The organism is Paenarthrobacter sp. NPDC089714, from assembly GCF_044748905.1.
Classification (GTDB): domain Bacteria; phylum Actinomycetota; class Actinomycetes; order Actinomycetales; family Micrococcaceae; genus Arthrobacter.
The window spans coordinates 101,312-121,218 of the sequence record NZ_JBIVGX010000012.1; the positions used below are offsets into that span (position 1 = coordinate 101,312).

The following is a 19,907-nucleotide window of genomic DNA, read 5'->3' on the forward strand; positions in this document are numbered from 1 at the left end:
CCTGTGGTTGAACACTTGATGGAACACTTCGAATTTATAAGGGTACTTAGCGTCATGTCCACCTCCCACAGAAAATACTCAGCAAACTTATGAATTTCGCTGCTGAGACGCTATCGTGTGAAGCCGCTTCCCAGGGCCCTAAGTCCGGACGCAACAACGACGGTTTCCACCACGGCGACATCTTCCCAACGCTTGGCTGGTGGGAGACTGCGCGCAGGACGAAGCGCTCCGGCCAACGCTGCCAGGGCGAGGAAAACCATGGCGAAATGCCACCGAAAGCGGTTCACGATGGTCGCGGAACCTCGCAGCCACCTTGCGGATTCAGCCCCGTGTAATTCAGGGGTCCGGCAACAATATTCAGGGCGATCGTGGCAAATTGTGAGCACTGGGCTGGAGGTGCGCTGTAGTAGCCACGTTGGCCCGCGGCTACCGCGCCAATAATGAGCCACACAACAACGATCAGCCCGATAAATGAACCGATGCGCATTTTGTCCTCAATCGATTCAGGGACTTCCCGCACAGGGCGGAATCGGGAACGGCCGCGGGCAATATGTCCTTGCCCGCGGCCGCTAGTCCCGATCAGTCCGTCGGATTGGTTTCAGTCGTCAAACCGCGGTCGTCCGCAGCTTGGTCATCTTTTTCTTCAGCCGGCCCGGGCGGGTCCGCCGACTTGTTCTCTCCAACATCGGCGGCATCATCCGGTTGTCCGCCGGATGCGACGCCCACCGGCACCTGAGCTGGTGATACAGGTGAGCCAAGATCCCTGGGGATCGGCTGGCCGGGCGTCGTGACGCCGTCGTGGACCTGGCTGAATCCCCCAGATTCCACGGGATCCGAAGTCATACGCGCGACCGCCCCCGTCCGAGAACCCATCCCAGCAAAGCCAGGACAAGCAGGATAATTCCTACCCACAGCAAGAAACTAAGGGCTTGGCTGAATCCACCAACCAGCAGCAGGACGATCGCAATCACGCCTGCAATAACCAATAGTGTGTTCATAAAGCTACGCATCCCTTCAAACAAATATGTCCAGTGAGGAAGGCGTCCGCTGGAACTCCTTTCGAAGCTCCACCCCATGGCAACGGGCACCGTACGGAGAATGTCCTCTCCTTATTTCGTACTTACCCATATCGGCTGCGGTTCAAACAAAGCAACCTTTAGGGGAAGCACGTGCACAGCAACATGATAAGCATGCTTTTTGTATTGGCGAAGGGGCCCGCGGGGATATTCAAGGATCACTTCACGCCGTGCCGCCATGGTGATCTGCCCCTCAATCCGGCACGGGACGGGCCGCTTCCCCGTTGGACAAGAGACGAAGGGAGGCCCCATGCTCATCGTTCTCACCGGAATAGACGGTTCAGGGAAGACGACGGCGGCACACGCCCTGATTGCCGCAACCCGGGATTCAGGTCGCGCGGCACTGCTGCTCAGCAACCACGCTGCGCGACGCCGCCTCTCGAACATCAGCCGACGCATCGGCTGGGGCCTTCCGCCGCGCCTCGCGGACGCCGTGGAGACGTCCATCCGGGTGTCCAACGTTCTTGTGTCGCACGCGCGAGCCCGGTTGTTTGCCTGCCGCCACCCGCGCGGGCTGGTGGTGATGGACAGGCATCTCCACTGCCAACTCGCCCTGCGCCGAGCACACGGCCTGCGGGAGGGCCGCGTGGTTCCCTGGCTGCTGGCCCGGCTTCCGGCACCTGATGCCGTGGTGTTCATCGATGCCGCTCCCGAACTGGCCCATCACCGGGTGACCATCCGTGGCACCGACCAGGAAACCCTGGACCACCTCACGGCCCTTCGGACTGCCTACAGCTCGATCCCGGGTTTTTCGGACTTCGTGGTTGTGGACGCCAACGGCACGCCAGGCGAAGTCTTGGCGGAACTCGAACGCGTGATCGCCCCGGCCGGATCGGGTGGTGCATAGGCTGGTGCACGAGAGGGGGCCGGCAGTCCCCCGCTTTCCTCAGCCAACGCGTACAGGTAGCGGCTCAGCGGCACCTCATCCGTGTATTCCGGACGCCACACAGGCAGGATCATCAATTCCCCGCCGCGGTCAAGGACGATGGGGAACGTCTGCGCCGCACGTGACGTCCCGATCGCGCCCACTTGCCGCCGGTAGCGGTGCTCCAAGGCCGACGACCCAATGGGAACCACCCACGATCCGTGGGCGGCCACCTGCACTTCGTGGAACAACGCAAGCCGACCCGAACCATCCAGGGCTACCTCCGCAAAGGCGGTTCCGGCGTCGTGCTCTTTGGGACTGAGCTGCCCCAGAACAAAGACGCGCGGCCAACCCGCCGACTGCCCGGTACCCACCACAGGAACCGGCGTACGGCCGGACTGACGCAGCATCGCCACCACGCCACCCACTACTTCAGCGAGCTTGGGTACCACGATCGAATCGGCGGCGGGCCTGGGCGGCGGCGCACTGGAAGGCAACGGGTTTCTGTGAATCCTGGCGTCGAAGAAGTCTCCGAACCTGCCCATGGCGGCCTCCTGGGAAGGCCCCACTGCTGAAGCCCATACACCAGATTGCAACCGAAGCCGCCGGCTGTCCAGAGCGAATTTTCAACGACAGCGAGGTCGCCGGAAGCCTGCAGGATCGCCGGTCACCCAGCGATCCCGCAGCTCTGCGGCGAAGTCGCGGGCCTACGCCCTACCGGTCACGGGACCCACCAGCTGGGCCGGCCCGCGTTTGACGGCGTGCCGGACCCGTCGGCTAGAGGGTGTCCAACAGCTGCTGCATTTCCTTGATCTCGGCCTCTTGGGCGCTGACGATGTCCTTGCTGAGCTGGATCGCAGCGGCGTTCTTGCCATTGGATATTTCGGTCTTGGCCATGGTGATGGCGCCCTCGTGGTGGGTGATCATCTGGGTCAGGAACAGTTTTGCCGCTTCCGTCCCCTGGGCTGCCTCGAGCTTGGTCATGTCGTCGGCACTCATCATGCCGTCCATACTGTGGCCGGACGGCATCTGCATTGACTGGTTCCAGTCCTTGAGCCAGCCGTTCATTGTGTCGATTTCAGGGGCTTGGGCGGCCTTGATCCTGGTGGCCAGGCCAGTGACGCTGACGGGGATGTCCTGCTTCTTGAGGATCACGTCGCTCATCTCGATCGCCTGGGTGTGGTGCGGGATCATCATCTGGGCGAACATCACGTCCGCGGCGTTGTGGTCCGACGCTGGGGATTGGCTGCTCCCCATGTTCCCGTGGTCCATGCCGGGCATGGAGGACACAGAGGAACCCGGGGTACCCGAGCAGCCGGCCAAGGCAATGGCGGCTGCGACGGCGGTGGCTGCTACGGGCAAGAGCTTCTTGGTGTGCATGACAATAAAGTCCTTCTTTGGGGTGCAGGGACATTTCCTGCTGGGGTGGTCAACATCAGCGATGCGCGATTCGGCGGGCTACCGCGGCCGAACGGCGCTGCGAAGGTACGGTCCTCATGCGGTTCGGGTACGGACCATTGAGGATCGAGGCGGTCCGCATGGGACCGGCGCCATGGATGGCCTACGTTCTACTGATGGACAAGTCCCCGGGAGAAGGTCCGTCGGGGCGGTACTGCCAGACTTTGGCCGAGGCGAAGGCGACGGGCTGGAGCCTAGCCGGTAGGGCCGTGCTGTTGTCCGGCGCCGGAGCTGCGAGGGCACCGGTGGCAACTGTCGGGGTACAGGACACGTTGTTGACGTGCTGGTCAGTGCAGGCCGTGGCGCAGGAACAGTGCTCAGCGGAGGGAGCCTCTACGGCGTGCGCTGTATGTGGTGCGGCCGCCGTGGCGTGCAGTGAGTGCGTTCCCGTCATCACGTGCATGCCAAGAATCCCGGCAATCAACGCGAACACGGCGGAGAGCAGGCCCGCTGTCCGCAGGAAAGAGCGACTCTTGGCACCAAGCATTTCCACGGCCGACCTCCTTCCATCCCGGTGGTTCCAGCCTACCGGCCCGGGTTGCACCACGTTCCTGCTCCGGGGCAGCCCCGCAGGCACGACACTTCCGCCGGGGGAAGTGTCGTGCCTATGTCCTCTGCCTGTCCACGCGAACCGTGCTAGCATTCCCGGAGATCGTGACAAATCCTCAGGAGGTGAGACCCATGTACGCAGTATCAGCAATGGGCGCTCCCCAGGAGTCCACGGTTTCGCGGCTGAAGTAGCCGCCATCGGAGCGCCAACCACGCACATCGCGAAAGGCGACTCCAATGAACACAACACATCCTCAAAGAAACACCCGCGCCCTGGTCCTCGGTGGAGGCGGCTCAACAGGTAACGCATGGCTGATAGGCGTCGTTGCCGGACTGGTCGAAGCCGGCCTGGACGTCACCAAGGCGGACCTGGTCATCGGCACCTCGGCGGGTTCCACGGCAGCAGCCCAGATCACCGGTGGGAATCCCGCCGAACTCTTTGCCGCCGTCGTCAATGCCGATTACAGCCCCCGCACCAACCACACTGACCCCAACAAGGGGCGCGTCCGCGGCGCGTCCGAGCACATGGAACGCACGGCCCGCATCATGGCCGAATCCGCAGACATGGCGGACATGCGCCGTCGGCTGGGAGCTTCGGCCCTGGAACTGCAGGCAGCACTGGACGGCTCCACGCAGGACAGGTGGCGCTCTACCGTGGCCAGCCGGCTGCCCGATCCCGAGTGGCCGGATACGCCGATCCTCATCACTGCCGTCGACGCCCGGACGGGCGAACCGGTGGCGTTCCACCGGGACAGCGGGGTGGAGTTGGTGGACGCCGTAGCCGCGAGTTGTGCCAGCGGCTTCGCGTACAGCATCGGCCCGGGCGACTATATCGACGGCGGCTACCGCGCCAACGCCGAGAACGCGGACCTCGCGTCCGGGTACAGCGCGGTCCTGGTGCTGTCACCATTCGGTGGAAGGACGCGGACACCGGCCGAATGGGGAATGGATCTCGCCACGCAGGTGGACGGTTTGCGGGCCTCGGGAAGCAAGGTGGAGACCATCTTCCCGGCCCTTGACGCGGAGCACATGTTCGGTGCCAACGCCATGGATCTGTCCCTCCGCCCGGCCGCGGCACGGGCAGGTTACGAGCAAGGGCGGCAGCTCGCACCACGGCTCGGGGACTTCTGGGACTGACCCGGGAAGCAGCCTAAATACGCCGAAGCCCGCCAAAACTCAACCGTTGTTCCCCTCCTGACCCCGGAGTAGGGTGGCCGGACCGCCAACCCTCAACCCCGTCTGGGAAAGATCTGGGAGACACCATGACACAAGTGAGACGTCGAATTGCTGCGGTCACTGCAGCCTTGGCCCTGAGCGTCACGGGCGGAGCAGTAGCCAGTCCGGCGTTCGCTGATCCGCGCCAAACGGAGAAGAATGCCACGGCAACAGGCTACGGAGGCGCTGTTTCCACGGTTGACCCGGAGGCTTCTGCGGCGGCTATCGAAGTACTGAGGAAGGGCGGCAACGCGGCCGATGCAGCGGTCGCGGCTGCCGCCACCCTCGGTGTCACCGAGCCCTACAGTGCTGGCATTGGTGGTGGCGGGTACTTCGTTTACTACGACGCCAAGACGGGCAAGGTGGGGACCATCGACGGTCGCGAGACGGCTCCGGCAGGCATCACCAAGGATGCGTTCATCGACCCTGCGACGAAGGAGCCGTACAACTTCACTCCGGACCTCGTGACCAGCGGCGTCTCCGTGGGTGTCCCCGGCACACCCGCTACATGGGAACGGGCGCTGAAACGGTGGGGAACCATGGATCTGGGCGATGCCCTGAAGCCTGCCATCCAGGTAGCCAACCGTGGCTTCGTGGTGGACAAGACGTTCCGCCAGCAAACGCTCGACAACCAGCTCCGCTTCAACACGTTCACTTCAACCCAGAAGCTGTTCCTGCCCGGTGGCGACGCTCCCGCCGTCGGAAGTGTCTTCAAGAACCCCGAGCTGGCCGCGACCTACAGGCTGCTGGCCAAGGAAGGCACCTCCGCGTTCTATGGCGGCCAACTCGCGAAGGAGATCGCAGCCACGGTGCAGGCCCCGCCGAAATCCGGTGCCACCAAGCTGCCGGTCCCCGTGGGTTCCATGACCACCCGGGACCTGGCGAACTACAAGGCAATCGACCTGGACCCCACGCACATGAACTACCGCGGCTATGACGTCTACGGCATGGCTCCCTCGAGCAGCGGCGGAACCACGGTGGGCGAGGCGCTCAACATCCTGGAGCCCTCCGACCTCGCGAGCATGGGAACAACAAACGCGCTGCATCACTACTTCGAGGCGAGCGCCCTGGCTTTCGCGGACCGCGGCGCGTATGTCGGCGACCCGGCCTTCGTCAACGTGCCCACCAAGGCGCTCCTCGATCCCGTGTTCGGCAAGGAACGCGCGTGCAACATCAACCCGACGACGGCGGCCACCAAGCCAGTCGCCCCTGGCGACGTCACAACGTACGACGGCGTGTGCCCGACTTCCGCTGCACCCCTCGCCGACGAGACGGACACCGAAAACATCTCCACCACCAACATGACGGTCGCGGACAAGTGGGGCAACGTTGTTGAGTACACGTTGACGATCGAGCAGACCGGCGGATCGGGAATTGTTGTTCCCGGCCGTGGATTCCTGCTGAACAACGAACTCACCGACTTCAGCACGGTGTACAGCGCCACGGATCCGAACAGGATTGAACCGGGCAAGCGTCCGCGCTCGTCGATGTCCCCCACCATCATCCTCGACGACGGCAAGCCCTTCCTGGCACTCGGTTCACCCGGTGGCTCCACCATCATCACCACGGTTCTGCAGACCATCCTGAACCGCGTGGACCTGGGCATGAACATCTCGGAGGCGCTTGCGGCACCGCGCGCGGCACAGCGGAACACGGCGAACGTTACCGCGGAGCCGGACTTCATCACTGCTTACGGCCCACCGCTCACGGCGCTGGGACACAAGCTGGTTCCGGCCGGCGATGCGTTCACCTCGGCTGCCGAGATAGGTGCAGCTACCGCGATCGAGTTCGGCGAAGACGGGAAGCTGACGGCGGCCGCCGAACCTGTTCGGCGCGGCGGTGGCTCCGCCATGGTGGTGTCCACAGAGCAGCGCGACCACGGCAAGGGACCCAAACCCAAGTAGGTCATGCACGTGCGGACCGCATTCAGTCTTCTTCTTCGCGGTCCGCCCTGACCTCCACCATGGAGCGCCAGAACGACACTCCCGCGCCGACTGCGCAAATGGTGCCGGTAACGATCGGCCATGCGGTCTCGCTTCCGTTCGAGAGAAAGACGTAAAGCGAGTAGAAGGCCAGAATCAGGGCCAGCAACAGCCATACGAGCGATTTTTGGTTCACGATGAATTCCTTTGTGTTGATCCGTTTCTGGTCATGTGCCCGGACCGCCTAATCCCCCGGCCAGAGCGGCGAGGAAGCAACCGCGCTCCACAACCACTCCCCCAGGCTCAGCTGAACGCGGCTGGTAATCTCTGCACGTCCGGCAGACGGCAGGTATCCGGTTTCCCGGATGTCAGCGTCGTAGGACTGAGCGGGGACGGCCAGGCCGCCAAATGTCACCGGCACCAGGGCCTCAAGCGGCGCTTTGGATAACGACGGCGGCAGCGAACCGATGGTGGCCACGCCCAGATCGCGGTGGATCACCAAGCCCTGCGACTGCAGGGAGACGCGGTCGCCTTCCGCGAACGTGGCCAGCGTTGAACCGACAGGGGCGACGATGTTCAGGCGCCCGTCCACCAAGGTGTAGCCCGCAACCTGGCTGGATGTCACCGGGACCGCGGCCAGGATCACGGCAAGCACCCCCGTTCCTGCTGCGCCCACGAGTACCCGCCGCCAGAATGGACTCCCGTTGCGAGCTGCAGCAAGGAAGAAGCGCACGATGCTCGCGGATACCACGGCCAGGAGCAGGAGCAGAACTGCCGCCACCACCAGATGTCCAGCGAAGCCGAACTGCAGGAACACCGGAACCAGTCGCTGGAAACCGATGGCCATGAAAGCCAGGCCGGCCACGAAGCTCGCCAAGCCAAACCACGGAAGCAAACCCCGCTTGGGCAGGGAGTGTCGTGCCCCAAACACGTGGACCCTGACCAGTTCCCCCATCGCGTCCATCGACTTTTTCCGAAGATAGGGAACATCCAGGGCAGACATCAGTGCCACGTAGCCGTCCAGCTTGATGAACGGAAACAGGTTCAGGACAGCCACGCAGTAACAGAGCACACCATAGAGAAGGGCACCGTCTTTGGCAGTGGAGCCGGTCATGAGTCCCTGCACCGACAGGGCAGCGCTGCCCAGCCCGAGGTGGACCATGGGACCAGCCAGCGCCACGAGCACCCTTTGCCTACGCGAAGGAAGGCGCCAGCCATCGGTCACGTCGCAGAAGAACGCGGGCGAGAGATAAAACAACATGATGCCGATGCGCCTCGGCTGACCGCCAAAGTACGCCAGGGCCATACCGTGGCCCAGTTCGTGCAGCAGCGTCGAAGCGAACATTGCTGCGGCCACCCCCAGGTAGGCCTCCAAGGGAAGTGGCGTCGACAGGACCCGCAGGATCTCATGCCCCGCAGTGCTCAGGCCAACCATTCCGCCGAGCACCAGCAACGCGGCCAGGACCAGCACTTCGCGTCGGGCCAAGGCCGCTACCAAGGGACGAAGGGAGTACAGGAACACGGTTGGGTTAAATAGCGTCAACTGGACCGTCAGCGGAGCCCGGAACTGGACCCAGCGGACCTTCGCGCGGTGAGTGCCGCCGTCGAAAATTCGTGTATTCGCAAGCTGCTCCACCACGCCCGTGACCTCCCGGGCAGTCCATGGCTCCCCCAGTTGTGCCGCTACGTGTTCGGGTCCCTTCACACCGTCCACGGTTCGCAGGACAGCAGCCACATCACCCGAGACCCTGGCTCTGGGTACGCCGTTCAGGGCCACGATCCACGGAGCGCCGTCCTGCACCGGAGGGTCGATCGATGCCGCCGGCGCCAGCTGGACGGGCCACACCGGCGCATAGGTGGAGAGCTTCTTGGCCGGTCTCATATCAGCGGATGCGGGGTCAGTGTCATTCGCTCGGCAACGGGGCCGAACAAGGACAGGTTCTTCGTCTCGTCCATGGTCAATTGAATGGCACCCGGACAGACCACTTTCCCAGTGATCCAGCCGAGCTCCCGAATTGGCGCCGGAAGCCTGTGGGTGAGATCGACCCAATGTGAGCCGATATCTCGACTGGCCAGATGCCTCACCAGGACATCGACACCCGGCACAGGTTTCACGGCTGGGACCGGTTCCGTGGGGAAGGACTGGAGCCACGCCTGCAGGGTGGATACGGCTTGTGGCGTGCTCCAGAAGTCGGCACGGGAAGAGTCGCCGGTCACCGAATCACCCGCCCCAAAGGGCGCTGGCTTCCGGGACAGGAACAGCTCGCGGATTTGCAGCCCTTCCTGCAGCGCACCGAGCATTGCGGACAGTGGATCGGCGGACGGTTTGAGTCCCACCGCGCCGAACGAAGCCGAGGACGTGGCGCCGATAATGACGCAGACCGCGGTGTGGACCGGGCTGTCGTTCCCAACGAAGGCCAGCGTGAGGTGGACGCCTGCCGTTCTGGCCGCCTCAAGAAGGACAGCCAGGCTTCGATCACGGGCCGACTGCGGCAGTTCCGCGAGGTCCACCTTCCGCAGGGGTGCCTGCGAGCGCCAGGCCGACAGGAAGGCGTCGCGTTCCAGCACCTCCACGAGGGCCGAGGCCTGGGCGAAGGCCTCCGACGGTCCTGAGGCCGCACCGTTCGGGGAGGGGTCGAAATAGCGCTCCCACCGGGATGGGGAGGGACAGCCTGGCCTGTAGTCCACCACGGGCGCAGGCACCTGCGACTCCGCTCCGGTCAGCAGTTCGGTGGCACGGTACCAGGGGAAATCGCAGGCCAGCGCGGACGCCCGGCCCAGGCCGGTGGTGACGAAGTCGATTGGCTCAGCACCCGGACTCGCCACCAGGTAGTCGGCGTCCACCAGAACCGGTGCCAGTGCAAACCGTTCCACGGCTTCGCCAGCACCCCGGATCAACGATCCGCGCCGCCGCACGTCAAAAGCGCCGACGGCGGAGGCGAACCCTGACGTGGCCGACCCACCGTTGGCGAGTAGTGCGACAGTCCGCCAGAGCCCGGACTCGTTCGGTGGGTAGACGGTAGCCTCTGAGACCAGGCCGTAGGTGGGATCCAGGGTCAGGACAGGATCGAGGGTCAATTCCGTTGCGGTACTCACTTCCCACACACCCAGAGTTCGATGTCCTTCAAGCCAGGACTCGGAGTGGCAATCCGGACGGGCCGTCGTTCCAGGACGGTCAGTCCCTCTCCGGTGAGTTCCTCCTGTATGAGGTCATTGCTGACGAACGCAATCTCGCTGGCGTACGCCGACGAGCGGTACGTCCCGCCCTCGTTGAAGCTGACGTGGATCATGGTCACGTGCCGCGCACCGTTAACGGGATCCCGGCTTTCCGCCGTAATGAGGAAGGAGTCTTCCCCCAACGCCGAAACTGTTGTGCCGCCGTCGTACGTTGTTCCGTCCTGGTGGCTGTCTGCGTTCAGGACGGTGAGCAGGAACCGGCCGTCCGGGGCCAAGGCCTCCCGGACCCGGCGGAAAAGCTGGCGGCGATCGTCACGGTTTAGGAGCGTCACGGAACTGGCTCCGAGGACGACGCAACCGAAACCGCCGTCGAGCTCCACCCGGGACATGTCCGCTTGCAGGAGTTCCACGTCCGCGCCCCTCGGGTTGAACGGAACCGTACCAACCTTTGCGGCGAGCAGCTCCAGCATCTCTACGGAAGAATCGACGGCGGTTACCGGACGCCCCAGCGCCAGCAGCGCCCGCGTGATCCGTCCGGACCCGGCTGCCAGTTCCAGGATGGGGCCGGTTGTCTTGCGGGCTGCTGCCTGTATTTCGGGCAGTTCGGTGAGGTCTTTGGCGGTGATCTGGTCATAGAGGCGGGACCCCGAAACGCTGTAGAGGTCTTCGGGCGGGTCCAGGTGTCCGAGGACGCGCAGGATGGCATCGGCAGTCTGGTCAGGTGCTGGGTTCATCGGCATGTGTCCTTGGGAGTTGCTTCGGGAGGAGCACACGCGGGCAGTTGAGGAAGGAAACCACCCGCGTGTGCTGGCTTGGGTAGCGGCTAGGTGGCCGCGATGCCGACGACGATGCCGGCAATGATGATCACGTCACCGACGCGGATGTACCAGGGGGTGTCATCCGGGGTGTCCAGGTTTTCAAGTTCTTCGATGCTGAGTTGGAGCGTCATTGCTGCCTCCTTTCGCGTGTTGTGTTTGCTGGTTTCACCGTGTCTAGGTGATGCTCACGGCGATGAGGCCGATGGCCACGCCCTGTGTGACGCCGACAAACCAGTTGTTGAAGTCCGGAGTGTCCAAGGACTCGACTTCCTGGATGGCCAGATTGAGCTGTTTCTGCATGTGCTTTCACCTCCTCTCCTGCGGTTGCGCGGTCACGATCACGGTCACGGTCACGTGATGGTGACGACGATGCCCACCAGCGCCAGGCCTACGGTGATTCCGTGGATCCGTTCGGTCCAGTCGTCCGGCAGGTCGATGCTTTCCAGTTCCTGGACGTTGAGGTCCAGGGCCTTGGGGGTGCTGATCATGTGCTCACCTCCTCCCTCTTGCTGATCGCGGGTGATCCGTCGGGCAAGTTTTGGATGGTCGCTGCGCGGAGGACGTGCTGGACCTGGAAGACGTCGAGTCCACGCAGCATGGGGAGGACGCCGCCCCAATTGCGGATGGCGGCGGCCGCGGTATCCCGGATGGTTTCCTTGCTGGCGGGCACCACCCGCGGAACGTCCCATTGCTGGATGAGGTCCGCCATGCCCCTTGCCGGGTTGGGGTTCAGGTGCGTTGCGTCCTTGGTGACCTCGGTCCACAGCCGGTCCAGCCGTTGTTCGCTGCCCCAGGCCGCGTTGCCCTTTCCGATCTCTGCCCACACAGGCGGGATCAGCGCGGCGGTTGCGGTCATCTTTCGCGTACCCGACAGGTATGCCAGTTCGTTGGCGACGTACCAATGCCTGGCGCCATACGGATTCCGGCCCATCAGCGACCAACCCGTGTGGGTTTCCATGCTGAGCCTCGCGGCCGCCAGCCGCAGATCAGGGGTATCCCGTGATGTCAGTTGCTCCCCCACATGCAGGATCCGCCGCAGCAAGTGGTGACCGTCGTCGTCGAACATGCTCGCGCTGCTGCCGATCATCGTCCCGGCCACGCGCAGGAACGCTTCAAGAAGCCCCTCCAGAACCAGCGTCCGCGGCAGGGTGGTGAGGTGCCCGGCGTCGAGCACTGCGACGTCCCCGGCAAGGTGCGGCGAGGCCAGCAGGCGGCGCCCGACGGCGGTATCCAGGCACGCTACAGCGCTGACTTCCGCTCCGGTCCCCACGGTGGACGGGAGGAGGATCGTCTTCAGGCGCTTGTTGGAGAACGGGATGGGAGGCAGCACGAGCAAACCCGAACGCTTGGCGTGGCGCTCCACGAAGATCGCCAGGCTGGGGTCCGCGGAGAACATCGCAGCGAGCTTGACGGCGTCGAGAATCGAACCGCCACCCAGCCCGACAATCGTGTCCAGCCGGTGGACCTGGATGAATTCGATGACATCCCTCAGCGTTTGGATGCTCACGGGCGTTGCCTTCAGGTCGAGGGCTGGAGCGCCGCGGAGATCGCCCTCCCTGAGCCGGTTCCGATGTTCGGTGAGGGAAGCATCGGCAACGATCCCTACGCGTCCGCGGGTCAGTGAGCCCACGTACTTCGGCGTCATTCCGGCACCCAGGATGACGCACCGGGTCTTCCATGTACGGTCGGCGATCATGCGAAAACTCCGTCGGCGCGGGCTTCGGTTAAGCCGTGAACGATGGCCACATGCAGTTCCCGGAAGTTGTCCTCCGTATACGTGAGCGAGGGCAGGAGCTGGATCCTTCCCGGGCCGGGTTGGACGATTGCACCGGCTTGGTGGATGCGCCTCACCACGGCGAGGGTGCCGTTCGCCGAAAGGGGCGAACCGTTGTCCGTGTGGAGCTTCACGCCCCGCATGCAGCCACGTCCTGTCGTTCCGCCGATACCTCGGACGTCCTTCAGTTCGGCAAGGAGCCGGTCTAGCCCCTCGGCAACCTCCTTGTTCAGCCTCTGAAAATCCAGGCGCTCCATCTCACTTCTGGTGGCCAGGACAGCAGCGCAGGTGGACGGGGTGCCGGCTTGCGTTTCACCATGGACGAAGACGGATTCGGTGGCATCGAAGACGTCCGTGATGCGATGGGCGATGAGGAGCGCGGCACAGGCCGCGGTGCCATTGGTCAGGCCCTTGGAAGTGACGATGATGTCCGGTGATTCCACCCATTCGTCGGACACGAACCAGGAACTGACCCGGCCGAATCCTGTTGCTACTTCATCCGCCACCAGGAGGAACCCGTGTTCCTGCCGGTGCCGCCGGAGTGCTTGGAGGAAGTCTTCCGGGACCACCTCCGCGCCGGAGCCAAGCACAGGCTCCACCACCATTGCCGCGATCCGATGACCCTCGCGGCGCATCAGGTTGTCCAGCTCCTGGGTGGTGTCGAAGCCGATGTGCCGGACGTTCCGGGTATCCACGCCGTACAGCGCTTGGCCAAGCTCGTCGCCGCTGAGGGCCTGGCTGCCGTACGTCAGGCCGTGATAGCTGCCCCTGAGCCCGACAATGAGTTTCCTTTCCGGCTGGTCATTCAGGACGCAGAACTGGCGGGCGAGCTTCATGACGGCGTCGTTGGCCGCACTTCCGGACGTAGAGAAAAGAACCTTGCTGAACGTGTTCCCGGACAGACCCAGCAGGGCGTCTGCCGCCTCGATGGCGCGTTCGTGTGCTGTCCGGAATAGCGGCAGATAGGAGGCCCTCTTGAGTTCCTTGGCCACGGCCTCGGCGATGACCGGGTTGCCGAAGCCAAGGTTGGCGTTCCACAGACCACTCTTCGCGCACAGTTTCCGCTGCCCGTCGGCGAAGGTGACATGAACGCCGTCGGCCGCTGTTGCCGTGAAGCTGTCCTGGTCAAAGTCGTGCTGGGTGACCAGCGGGACCCACAGCGGAAGACTCACCGCAGTTCTCCGAGCAGGTCGATGCCGAGCTGGTCGAACTGGGCCACGACGGACCGTGCCGAACCCTCGGCTGCGGCCGGCGAAACGCCCAGCGTGGTGGCGGTGACCGTGGCGGCTGCCTCGACGTCCCTGAGGTTGGAGATCGCCTCGATCAGGGTGGCCGCGTCTGCGCCGATTTTGAAGAGCCGGCCGGTCTTGGTGTCCAAGAGCCTGTACTCGCCGTGCCGTTCGAGGATAAACGGTGCTCCGGGCAGTGGATGGTTGTGGCTTTCCGTGGCCCCGTACAGACTCAGGCCGAACCCGACCAGTCGGGTATCCGCGTGGTGGTCCCGCAGGATGAACTTCCATGCGTCCAATGCGGCGAGGTAGCGCGGAATCCACGGACGATCGCTGAGCTGAGCCCTCATCTCGGAAGCGTCGCTGATGGAGGCCACCGCCGATTCGGGTTTCAGCGGGACTGCTTTGATGCGGAGGTCATGCAAGGGATCGCCGGCCCAGCCGATCACTGTTCCATACGGTCCGTTGAGAATGGTGCCGTCCGCTGTGATGTGGATTCGCGACAAGCTGCGGTTGAGGCTGCCGTACCCGCCCAGCAACCCGCGTTCGCTCAGCACGGCGTTGACCTCCGTGAGCTGGACGATGAAGTGCCCGGATCTCCGCGCCTCGTCTGCATCGTCGAAGAACGCCTGCTGATCTTCCAGCCCCGTGATCCGGACTACCGTCGCACCCACCAGGTTGACGAAGGGCAGGGCAACGTAATCCTGGATTTCAAGGTTCAGCGTGCCGCCCAGCAGCAGTTCACCACCCGGTTCATCAAAACTGCCCTTGACCGAGACGATGTCTGGATCGTCAGCGTCACCGTCGACCACCAGGACCACCGAGCCCTCCACGGCCAGGTCCTTGGCGTAACCGGCATGCGCGGGGTTCTCCGCGAAGACCACGTGACCCGGTATGCGGCCCGGAATTCCCGTCACCCACTGATCCACCGCCGCCGCGATGGTTTGCTGCTGACTCAGCGTCAAAGTGCCAACCCCCAATAGTTGTGCTGTTGTCCCCTGAGCGGGCCCTTCGGACGGGCTCGTTCATGGGAAGGACACTATGGGCGCGAAGGGCCTCCACGATTGGGAAAGTCGAAATTAGGTGGTGATTTTGGCGAAATTAGGTGGTGAAAACAGGAAACTAGGGGTTTTGACAGGGTCGTCTAGGTGGTGGGTTTTGGATGTTCCGCCGCTGGTGCGCGCCCTCCCAACGCGAAGGACCCCGCCCACCAGACATAAGGCTGGTGAGCGGGGCCGTGATTGCAGAATCCGGAGAGCAAGTAGCCTTCGAAGTTAAGGAGGCTACCTCTCGTTAGCGTGGTGTGTCAGGGGAATCGATCGTCTTGGCTTTATCCTTCTTGCGCGTCAGCCAGATCTCGTTGGCGGCATAAGGAATGATCGCGAGGAACGGAATCACAACGCCTTGCCACGTAGGCACCAGATTCAGCATCAGAGGCATGAACGATGCCACGAAAACCACTTGGTGTACGTATCTGTACCATGTCACGGTCGGCCGGGCTCCTCCTCATCCAGGTGGGGTGACGGCGGTTACCGCACCCACCGTGCATCTAAAGGGACGAAAGTGCTCTCACGAATGGGATTTCTGAAATTAGGTGGTGATTTTGACGAAATTAGGTGGTGAAAACGGGAAATCAGGGGTTTTGACAGGGGCGTCTAGGTGGTGGGTTTTAGTGGCCGAACATCTCCAGGCAGCCGCCGTCCATGATGCTGCCACCGGCCTGGATGGTGACTTCACCTTCTCCCGGGACCACGCCGTACAGGCAGCCTCCGCTGGGCACCGCGACCCCGAAACGGACACCGTTGCCGCCGTCGTCAGTTTGAACTTCCTTGAGGTTGAGCGACGCGAAAGCCGCTTCGACGTCGGCCGGGGTGGCCGGTTTGTCCAATGCGTTGAGGGCTTCTTTGGCTGGGTCCAGGTGTGTGCTGAGCTGCGCCTGCATCTCCGGGCTGAGCTTCCGACGCTGCCTGTACATCTCGTTCTGGGCCATGGCGGCGTTGCCGTCGTAAGCCTCGCAGTTGCTTGGCTGCGGTTCTGTCCCGGCACTCGGACAAGCTGCGGTTGGGGTAGGGCTCTGCTGTGGGGGTGCCGTGGTTGGTGGAACGCCGCAGCTCACCAGCGAGAGAAGTACGACGGCGGCAGTTGCCAGAGCTGCTATCGAAGGTTGTGTATTCCCCATCAAAGGGACGATACGGTAAGCATGCTGTTTTATCCATCGATTAGGCTAAATGACGTAGAAGCTATCTTGTGTCACTAACATGTGGCTATGCAGACTTTCACGTGGGCAGATGCCCGCACCGACAAAGCCGAAACCAAGGTCGCCGTTTTGCTTCCCGGCTCCGGGTATCCCGTCGAGGGTCCGGTCCTGTTCTGGGTTGGAGAGATGCTCGCCGCACTTGGTTGGCACGTGCAGGCCGTCAGGTGGACGCCGGAGGACAAGCCGAATCATGATCCGCATTCCTTGGTAGCGCGGGCCGCCGAAAAGGCCTTCGCCGATTCACCCGTCGCAAGTCGGCGTCTCATTGTGGCCAAGTCGCTGAGCACGCTGGCGATTCCATGGGCCGAAGAAACCCGAACGCCTGGTGTCTGGCTCACACCATTGCTGACAGACGAGCGAATTCGGAACACGATCCTTCGTTCCGCGAAAAACGACCTCTTCATTGGGGGTTCCGAGGATGAACTTTGGGACGGCGGCCATAGGGGCGAGTCGAATGGGACATTCCTCGAGGTGGCCGGAGCGGACCATTCTTTGCAAGTCGGAAGTGACTGGCGAGCCTCCCAGGAAGCGCAGGCCAGGGTGTTCGAACGGATCGAGGAATTCATCCTGGGACTCGGCCACGCTCAAGCCAGCGCCACCTAGACGAATTCCGGCACCACCTAATTTTCGTGAAACAGCACCTAATTTTTCCCGTTTGGGGCCGTGGGGCCCCATTTTTGCCACCTAGAGCCGATTTTTGGATGCATGCTGGGACCGACGATACGTCTACCGATTGGTCTCAACGATGAAAGTCTTGTATCTAAGCGCAGCAGGTTTGCAGGTCCTGGCGGCCGTTATAGCCTTTGCCCATAATTCGCTCGTGGGTGTGCTCAACGTGATCGCTGCTGCGTGTTTTGTAGCCATGTGGACGCTTGCCAAGAAGCGTGAGGCCGAGTCCCCCAAGACCTCGCCTTCGCGTTAGAGGACGGAATAGATGTGCCGCGCCTGAAATCCGAGCGGAGTTACTGGCTGGGTCTATCCGCTGCCCATGGCGTTGCACTGGCCCTGCTGACGATGACCGATTTGCCGTGGCCAGGGCTGCTGCTTATCTTTGCCGCCTTGGTTGTTTTCCTCATTGTTCAGGGACTGCTCTACGGGCAGTTTGATAAGGCTGTTTTGTACGAGGTGGACCCTAGGAAGGGCACAGCGGGCGCCCTCCTGACGTTTTTCCCTCTCGGAACGTACCTGATTCGAGGATCAGAAATTGCTCTTTGGGCCGGACCTCTTTACGGTTTGATCGCTTCCGCAGGATCGTACGCGATTCTCAAGAAGTACGGCTACTTCTACCGGCCAGCTGTGCCGGCTACGGAACCGGGGAGTACAAAGTGACCTGCCGCGGGATGAATCCTGGTGGCGCCTCGTCCTCGTGAAAGCCGGCGCACCGACGTCGCCAAGCGCCCAGCCGAGTTCCGGCTTGGGTTCAACCTGCTCTCTGAAGCCTCGACTCCAGAGACTCCCGGGCAGGCATCCGCGATTCCTCGGATCCTTCGAACCGTGGTCATCTTTCTGGCCGACTCATCCCATTCGCCGACTTCTCACCCATCGTTGGCACGGTTGGTGCTTTCGGTCTGAGTGTCCTTGTTGCAGCCGTGGCAATCGCTGTGAATGCAGCGCTGACCTCACGGCGTCGTAGGCGGGGATTCTGAGGGCCACCTTCAAACATCCGGGATCAGCTCCCGTCAGGAAATGGTCGAATCGGCCACTGAATAGTGGCAGCCACGACTTTTCCTAAAATGAGAGCCAAAAGTCCATGAAACTAAGGGAACCAATAACTGGGCTCACATCTGCTGATTCCAGCTCGCGCAGGCTCCGGTTGGGGTTCGGAATAATGATGGTCCTCCTCTCGGCCATTGCCGTACGTGTAGTCGTAATCCAGGGCTTCGATCCCGATCATCTGACTTCGGCTGCTGCTGCGATCCGAACAAAGACAACAGTCTTGGCATCGAAACGAGGAAGAATTCTTGACACGAATGGAACTGTTCTGGCCGACTCTATCGAACTGTACGACATCGTCGGTGACCCCAGCGAGAACACGGCCAACAAAACTTTCGACCGAACAGATCAAGACGGAAATACCTACGAGCTGAATAGGGACGTGGGACTGCGGGAGCTGGCCGATTTCCTAGGGGAGACCGAAACGAACATTGGAGAGCTGCTGACCGGCGAGGCCAGGTTTGCTTACGTTGCCCGCTCTGTGAGCCCGACAGTAGCGCAGCGAATTCAAGATCTGCATATACCCGGTATCACGTCGCGCCCGGTCCAAAAGCGCTCGTACCCGCTGGGTCCCGTCGGCGGAAGCGTTATCGGCTACGTCAACGACGCTGGCGGAGCGGCCGGCGTCGAATTTTCCCTCAATGATCGTCTTTCCGGGACCGATGGTCACAAGACCTACCAAACCGGCGCGGACGGCATCATCATTCCCATGGCACCAGTGGACGTGGAACCGGCAGTCGACGGTCAGTCCATCAAGCTAACCATCGAGAGCGATCTTCAATACCAAACCCAGGTTGCCATCGAAACCCAAGTCGACAAATTGCACGCGGATTGGGGCAACATCATAGTAATGGAAGCTAAAACGGGAAAGATTCGTGCGATGGCTGAAACGCACAGCGTTGATCCCAACGACCCATCCTCCACAGCCGCAGCGGACCGCGGAGCAAGATCAGTCCAAGCTGCGATCGAACCTGGTTCTACGGGCAAGGCAATTACTGCGGCCGCAGCAATCGAAGAGGGAAAGATCGCTGCTGACAGTCACCTCGTTGTTCCACCGACGTATACCGTCAACGGACAGACCTTTAGTGATTCTTTTGTTCACGGAACGGAGAACCGTACATTCGCGGGCGTAATTGGCTCTTCCATGAACACGGGAACTGTGATGGTCGGTGAATCCCTGAGCAAGCAGCAGAGATACGACTACCTCAAGAAATTCGGAATCGGTGAGACGACCGGCATCCCCCTACCTAGTGAGTCTCCCGGGCTTCTCGCAGTGCCAGAGAAATGGGATGGCCGACAAGAGTTCACCGTCCTTTTCGGCCAAGGCGTATCCCAAACTCCACTCCAGACAGCGCTGGCCTTCCAAACCATCGCCAATAATGGTGTTCGGCTCAAGCCTCAACTGGTTGAGTCGTACATCGATCCGGATGGCACCGAACACAAGGTAGACCCGGAGCAGGGCACCCGTGCTATCAGCAAAGACACCGCCCAGCAGGTCCGGGACATCCTCGAAAGTGTTGTCACTGTTGGCGGGGCAACCGACGTCAAAGTCCCTGGTTATCGGGTTGGCGGCAAGACTGGAACGGCTGAAGCCGTGAGCGAGCGAGGAGGCTTCGACGGCTACACCGCCTCATTCGTTGGAATGGCGCCTATGGACGATCCTCAGTTTGTTGTGCTGGTGAATGTGCAGCGGCCCCAGGGGAACATATACGGGATCTCAACAGCACCAGTGTTCAACGACGTGATGGGCCAGGTGCTCGCCAAATATCATGTATCTCCGTCGGAGATGCAGAGTGTCCGACTTCCTCAAGAATACTGAGATGTGGCTCCACATATTGGTGGCGGAAGCCCGCG

The 19,907-nt window shown here is 62.5% G+C and carries 23 protein-coding genes; 6 read left to right on the plus strand and 17 right to left on the minus strand.

Annotated elements, in window-relative coordinates; translation table 11 throughout:
• Positions 1–579 precede the first annotated feature (579 nt).
• Complete coding sequence (locus tag ACIPY3_RS18270; RefSeq protein WP_400336445.1) at positions 580–843, minus strand: hypothetical protein; 264 nt, start codon at positions 841–843, stop codon at positions 580–582.
• Positions 844–1,326: 483 nt separating this feature from the next.
• Here ACIPY3_RS18270 and ACIPY3_RS18275 point away from each other — a divergent pair, with 483 nt between their 5' ends.
• On the plus strand, positions 1,327–1,923 hold the full coding sequence (locus ACIPY3_RS18275; RefSeq protein WP_400336447.1) for a thymidylate kinase: 597 nt from the start codon (positions 1,327–1,329) through the stop codon (positions 1,921–1,923).
• On the opposite strand, the gene ACIPY3_RS18280 is transcribed toward ACIPY3_RS18275, so the two are convergent.
• The 4 genes from ACIPY3_RS18280 to ACIPY3_RS18295 form a co-directional block, all read right to left on the minus strand.
• On the minus strand, positions 1,806–2,486 hold the full coding sequence (locus tag ACIPY3_RS18280; protein ID WP_400336449.1) for a hypothetical protein: 681 nt from the start codon (positions 2,484–2,486) through the stop codon (positions 1,806–1,808). The two genes, ACIPY3_RS18275 and ACIPY3_RS18280, sit on opposite strands and share 118 nt — an antisense overlap.
• 232 nt (positions 2,487–2,718) lie before the next feature.
• A complete protein-coding gene (locus ACIPY3_RS18285) occupies positions 2,719–3,321 on the minus strand; it encodes a DUF305 domain-containing protein (RefSeq protein WP_400336451.1) in 603 nt (200 codons plus the stop codon).
• A 181-nt stretch (positions 3,322–3,502) separates the two neighbouring features.
• Positions 3,503–3,886 carry a DUF6153 family protein gene (locus tag ACIPY3_RS18290; RefSeq protein WP_400336500.1) on the minus strand — a complete coding sequence of 128 codons (384 nt, stop codon included), beginning with the start codon at positions 3,884–3,886 and terminating at the stop codon, positions 3,503–3,505.
• Between the two features lie 178 nt (positions 3,887–4,064).
• A complete protein-coding gene (locus tag ACIPY3_RS18295) occupies positions 4,065–4,193 on the minus strand; it encodes a hypothetical protein (RefSeq protein ID WP_400336452.1) in 129 nt (42 codons plus the stop codon).
• On the opposite strand from ACIPY3_RS18295, the gene ACIPY3_RS18300 reads away from it, so the two are divergent.
• Complete coding sequence (locus tag ACIPY3_RS18300; protein ID WP_400336454.1) at positions 4,186–5,085, plus strand: patatin-like phospholipase family protein; 900 nt, start codon at positions 4,186–4,188, stop codon at positions 5,083–5,085. The genes ACIPY3_RS18295 and ACIPY3_RS18300 overlap by 8 nt on opposite strands.
• Positions 5,086–5,210: 125 nt before the next feature.
• Entirely contained in the window at positions 5,211–7,067 is a 1,857-nt protein-coding gene (ggt, locus tag ACIPY3_RS18305) for a gamma-glutamyltransferase (protein WP_400336456.1), read from the plus strand.
• A 22-nt stretch (positions 7,068–7,089) separates the two neighbouring features.
• Here the strand turns inward: ggt and ACIPY3_RS18310 are convergent, their stop codons facing one another.
• The 12 genes from ACIPY3_RS18310 to ACIPY3_RS18365 form a co-directional block, all read right to left on the minus strand.
• On the minus strand, positions 7,090–7,281 hold the full coding sequence (locus tag ACIPY3_RS18310) for a hypothetical protein (protein ID WP_397323444.1): 192 nt from the start codon (positions 7,279–7,281) through the stop codon (positions 7,090–7,092).
• A gap of 48 nt (positions 7,282–7,329) precedes the next feature.
• The gene (mpaP, locus tag ACIPY3_RS18315; RefSeq protein ID WP_400336458.1) at positions 7,330–8,967 is read right to left on the minus strand and encodes a daptide biosynthesis intramembrane metalloprotease; all 1,638 of its coding nucleotides are present in this window, start codon (positions 8,965–8,967) and stop codon (positions 7,330–7,332) included.
• Positions 8,964–10,181, minus strand: coding sequence for a YcaO-like family protein (locus ACIPY3_RS18320; protein WP_400336460.1), 1,218 nt, complete (start codon positions 10,179–10,181; stop codon positions 8,964–8,966). Before ACIPY3_RS18320 ends, mpaP begins: the two co-directional genes overlap by 4 nt.
• On the minus strand, positions 10,178–10,996 hold the full coding sequence (mpaM, locus tag ACIPY3_RS18325; RefSeq protein ID WP_400336462.1) for a daptide-type RiPP biosynthesis methyltransferase: 819 nt from the start codon (positions 10,994–10,996) through the stop codon (positions 10,178–10,180). The genes ACIPY3_RS18320 and mpaM overlap by 4 nt, the downstream gene beginning before the upstream one ends.
• Before the next feature lie 89 nt (positions 10,997–11,085).
• Complete coding sequence (locus ACIPY3_RS18330) at positions 11,086–11,211, minus strand: daptide-type RiPP (protein WP_400336463.1); 126 nt, start codon at positions 11,209–11,211, stop codon at positions 11,086–11,088.
• 43 nt (positions 11,212–11,254) lie between these two features.
• Positions 11,255–11,380 carry a daptide-type RiPP gene (locus ACIPY3_RS18335; protein ID WP_397323449.1) on the minus strand — a complete coding sequence of 42 codons (126 nt, stop codon included), beginning with the start codon at positions 11,378–11,380 and terminating at the stop codon, positions 11,255–11,257.
• A gap of 50 nt (positions 11,381–11,430) precedes the next feature.
• A complete protein-coding gene (locus tag ACIPY3_RS18340) occupies positions 11,431–11,568 on the minus strand; it encodes a hypothetical protein (protein ID WP_400336464.1) in 138 nt (45 codons plus the stop codon).
• Positions 11,565–12,776, minus strand: a complete 1,212-nt coding sequence (gene mpaC / locus ACIPY3_RS18345; RefSeq protein WP_400336465.1) for a daptide-type RiPP biosynthesis dehydogenase — start codon at positions 12,774–12,776, stop codon at positions 11,565–11,567. The genes ACIPY3_RS18340 and mpaC overlap by 4 nt, the downstream gene beginning before the upstream one ends.
• Positions 12,773–14,026 (minus strand): daptide-type RiPP biosynthesis aminotransferase, encoded by a 1,254-nt coding sequence (mpaD, locus tag ACIPY3_RS18350; protein ID WP_400336466.1) that lies wholly within the window; start codon positions 14,024–14,026, stop codon positions 12,773–12,775. Before mpaD ends, mpaC begins: the two co-directional genes overlap by 4 nt.
• On the minus strand, positions 14,023–15,048 hold the full coding sequence (gene mpaB, locus ACIPY3_RS18355; protein WP_400336467.1) for a daptide biosynthesis RiPP recognition protein: 1,026 nt from the start codon (positions 15,046–15,048) through the stop codon (positions 14,023–14,025). The genes mpaD and mpaB overlap by 4 nt, the downstream gene beginning before the upstream one ends.
• Positions 15,049–15,376: 328 nt before the next feature.
• Positions 15,377–15,571 (minus strand): hypothetical protein, encoded by a 195-nt coding sequence (locus ACIPY3_RS18360; RefSeq protein WP_400336468.1) that lies wholly within the window; start codon positions 15,569–15,571, stop codon positions 15,377–15,379.
• A 181-nt stretch (positions 15,572–15,752) separates the two neighbouring features.
• On the minus strand, positions 15,753–16,262 hold the full coding sequence (locus ACIPY3_RS18365) for a hypothetical protein (RefSeq protein WP_400336469.1): 510 nt from the start codon (positions 16,260–16,262) through the stop codon (positions 15,753–15,755).
• An 87-nt stretch (positions 16,263–16,349) separates the two neighbouring features.
• Here ACIPY3_RS18365 and ACIPY3_RS18370 point away from each other — a divergent pair, with 87 nt between their 5' ends.
• From ACIPY3_RS18370 to ACIPY3_RS18380, 3 genes are all read left to right on the plus strand, one after another.
• Positions 16,350–16,943 (plus strand): hypothetical protein, encoded by a 594-nt coding sequence (locus ACIPY3_RS18370; protein ID WP_400336470.1) that lies wholly within the window; start codon positions 16,350–16,352, stop codon positions 16,941–16,943.
• Between the two features lie 333 nt (positions 16,944–17,276).
• A complete protein-coding gene (locus tag ACIPY3_RS18375) occupies positions 17,277–17,669 on the plus strand; it encodes a hypothetical protein (protein ID WP_400336471.1) in 393 nt (130 codons plus the stop codon).
• 499 nt (positions 17,670–18,168) lie between these two features.
• A complete protein-coding gene (locus ACIPY3_RS18380; RefSeq protein ID WP_400336472.1) occupies positions 18,169–19,872 on the plus strand; it encodes a peptidoglycan D,D-transpeptidase FtsI family protein in 1,704 nt (567 codons plus the stop codon).
• Positions 19,873–19,907 lie beyond the last annotated feature (35 nt).

Bases quoted from the DNA above. Each gene is read 5' to 3' on its own strand.
- ACIPY3_RS18270 (WP_400336445.1), bottom strand. From the start codon at position 843: ATGACTTCGGATCCCGTGGAATCTGGGGGATTCAGCCAGGTCCACGAC.
- ACIPY3_RS18275 (WP_400336447.1), top strand. From the start codon at position 1,327: ATGCTCATCGTTCTCACCGGAATAGACGGTTCAGGGAAGACGACGGCG.
- ACIPY3_RS18280 (WP_400336449.1), bottom strand. From the start codon at position 2,486: ATGGGCAGGTTCGGAGACTTCTTCGACGCCAGGATTCACAGAAACCCG.
- ACIPY3_RS18285 (WP_400336451.1), bottom strand. From the start codon at position 3,321: ATGCACACCAAGAAGCTCTTGCCCGTAGCAGCCACCGCCGTCGCAGCC.
- ACIPY3_RS18290 (WP_400336500.1), bottom strand. From the start codon at position 3,886: ATGCTTGGTGCCAAGAGTCGCTCTTTCCTGCGGACAGCGGGCCTGCTC.
- ACIPY3_RS18300 (WP_400336454.1), top strand. From the start codon at position 4,186: ATGAACACAACACATCCTCAAAGAAACACCCGCGCCCTGGTCCTCGGT.
- ggt (WP_400336456.1), top strand. From the start codon at position 5,211: ATGACACAAGTGAGACGTCGAATTGCTGCGGTCACTGCAGCCTTGGCC.
- mpaP (WP_400336458.1), bottom strand. From the start codon at position 8,967: ATGAGACCGGCCAAGAAGCTCTCCACCTATGCGCCGGTGTGGCCCGTC.
- mpaM (WP_400336462.1), bottom strand. From the start codon at position 10,996: ATGAACCCAGCACCTGACCAGACTGCCGATGCCATCCTGCGCGTCCTC.
- ACIPY3_RS18330 (WP_400336463.1), bottom strand. From the start codon at position 11,211: ATGACGCTCCAACTCAGCATCGAAGAACTTGAAAACCTGGACACCCCG.
- ACIPY3_RS18335 (WP_397323449.1), bottom strand. From the start codon at position 11,380: ATGCAGAAACAGCTCAATCTGGCCATCCAGGAAGTCGAGTCCTTGGAC.
- ACIPY3_RS18340 (WP_400336464.1), bottom strand. From the start codon at position 11,568: ATGATCAGCACCCCCAAGGCCCTGGACCTCAACGTCCAGGAACTGGAA.
- mpaC (WP_400336465.1), bottom strand. From the start codon at position 12,776: ATGATCGCCGACCGTACATGGAAGACCCGGTGCGTCATCCTGGGTGCC.
- ACIPY3_RS18365 (WP_400336469.1), bottom strand. From the start codon at position 16,262: ATGGGGAATACACAACCTTCGATAGCAGCTCTGGCAACTGCCGCCGTC.
- ACIPY3_RS18370 (WP_400336470.1), top strand. From the start codon at position 16,350: ATGCAGACTTTCACGTGGGCAGATGCCCGCACCGACAAAGCCGAAACC.
- ACIPY3_RS18380 (WP_400336472.1), top strand. From the start codon at position 18,169: ATGATGGTCCTCCTCTCGGCCATTGCCGTACGTGTAGTCGTAATCCAG.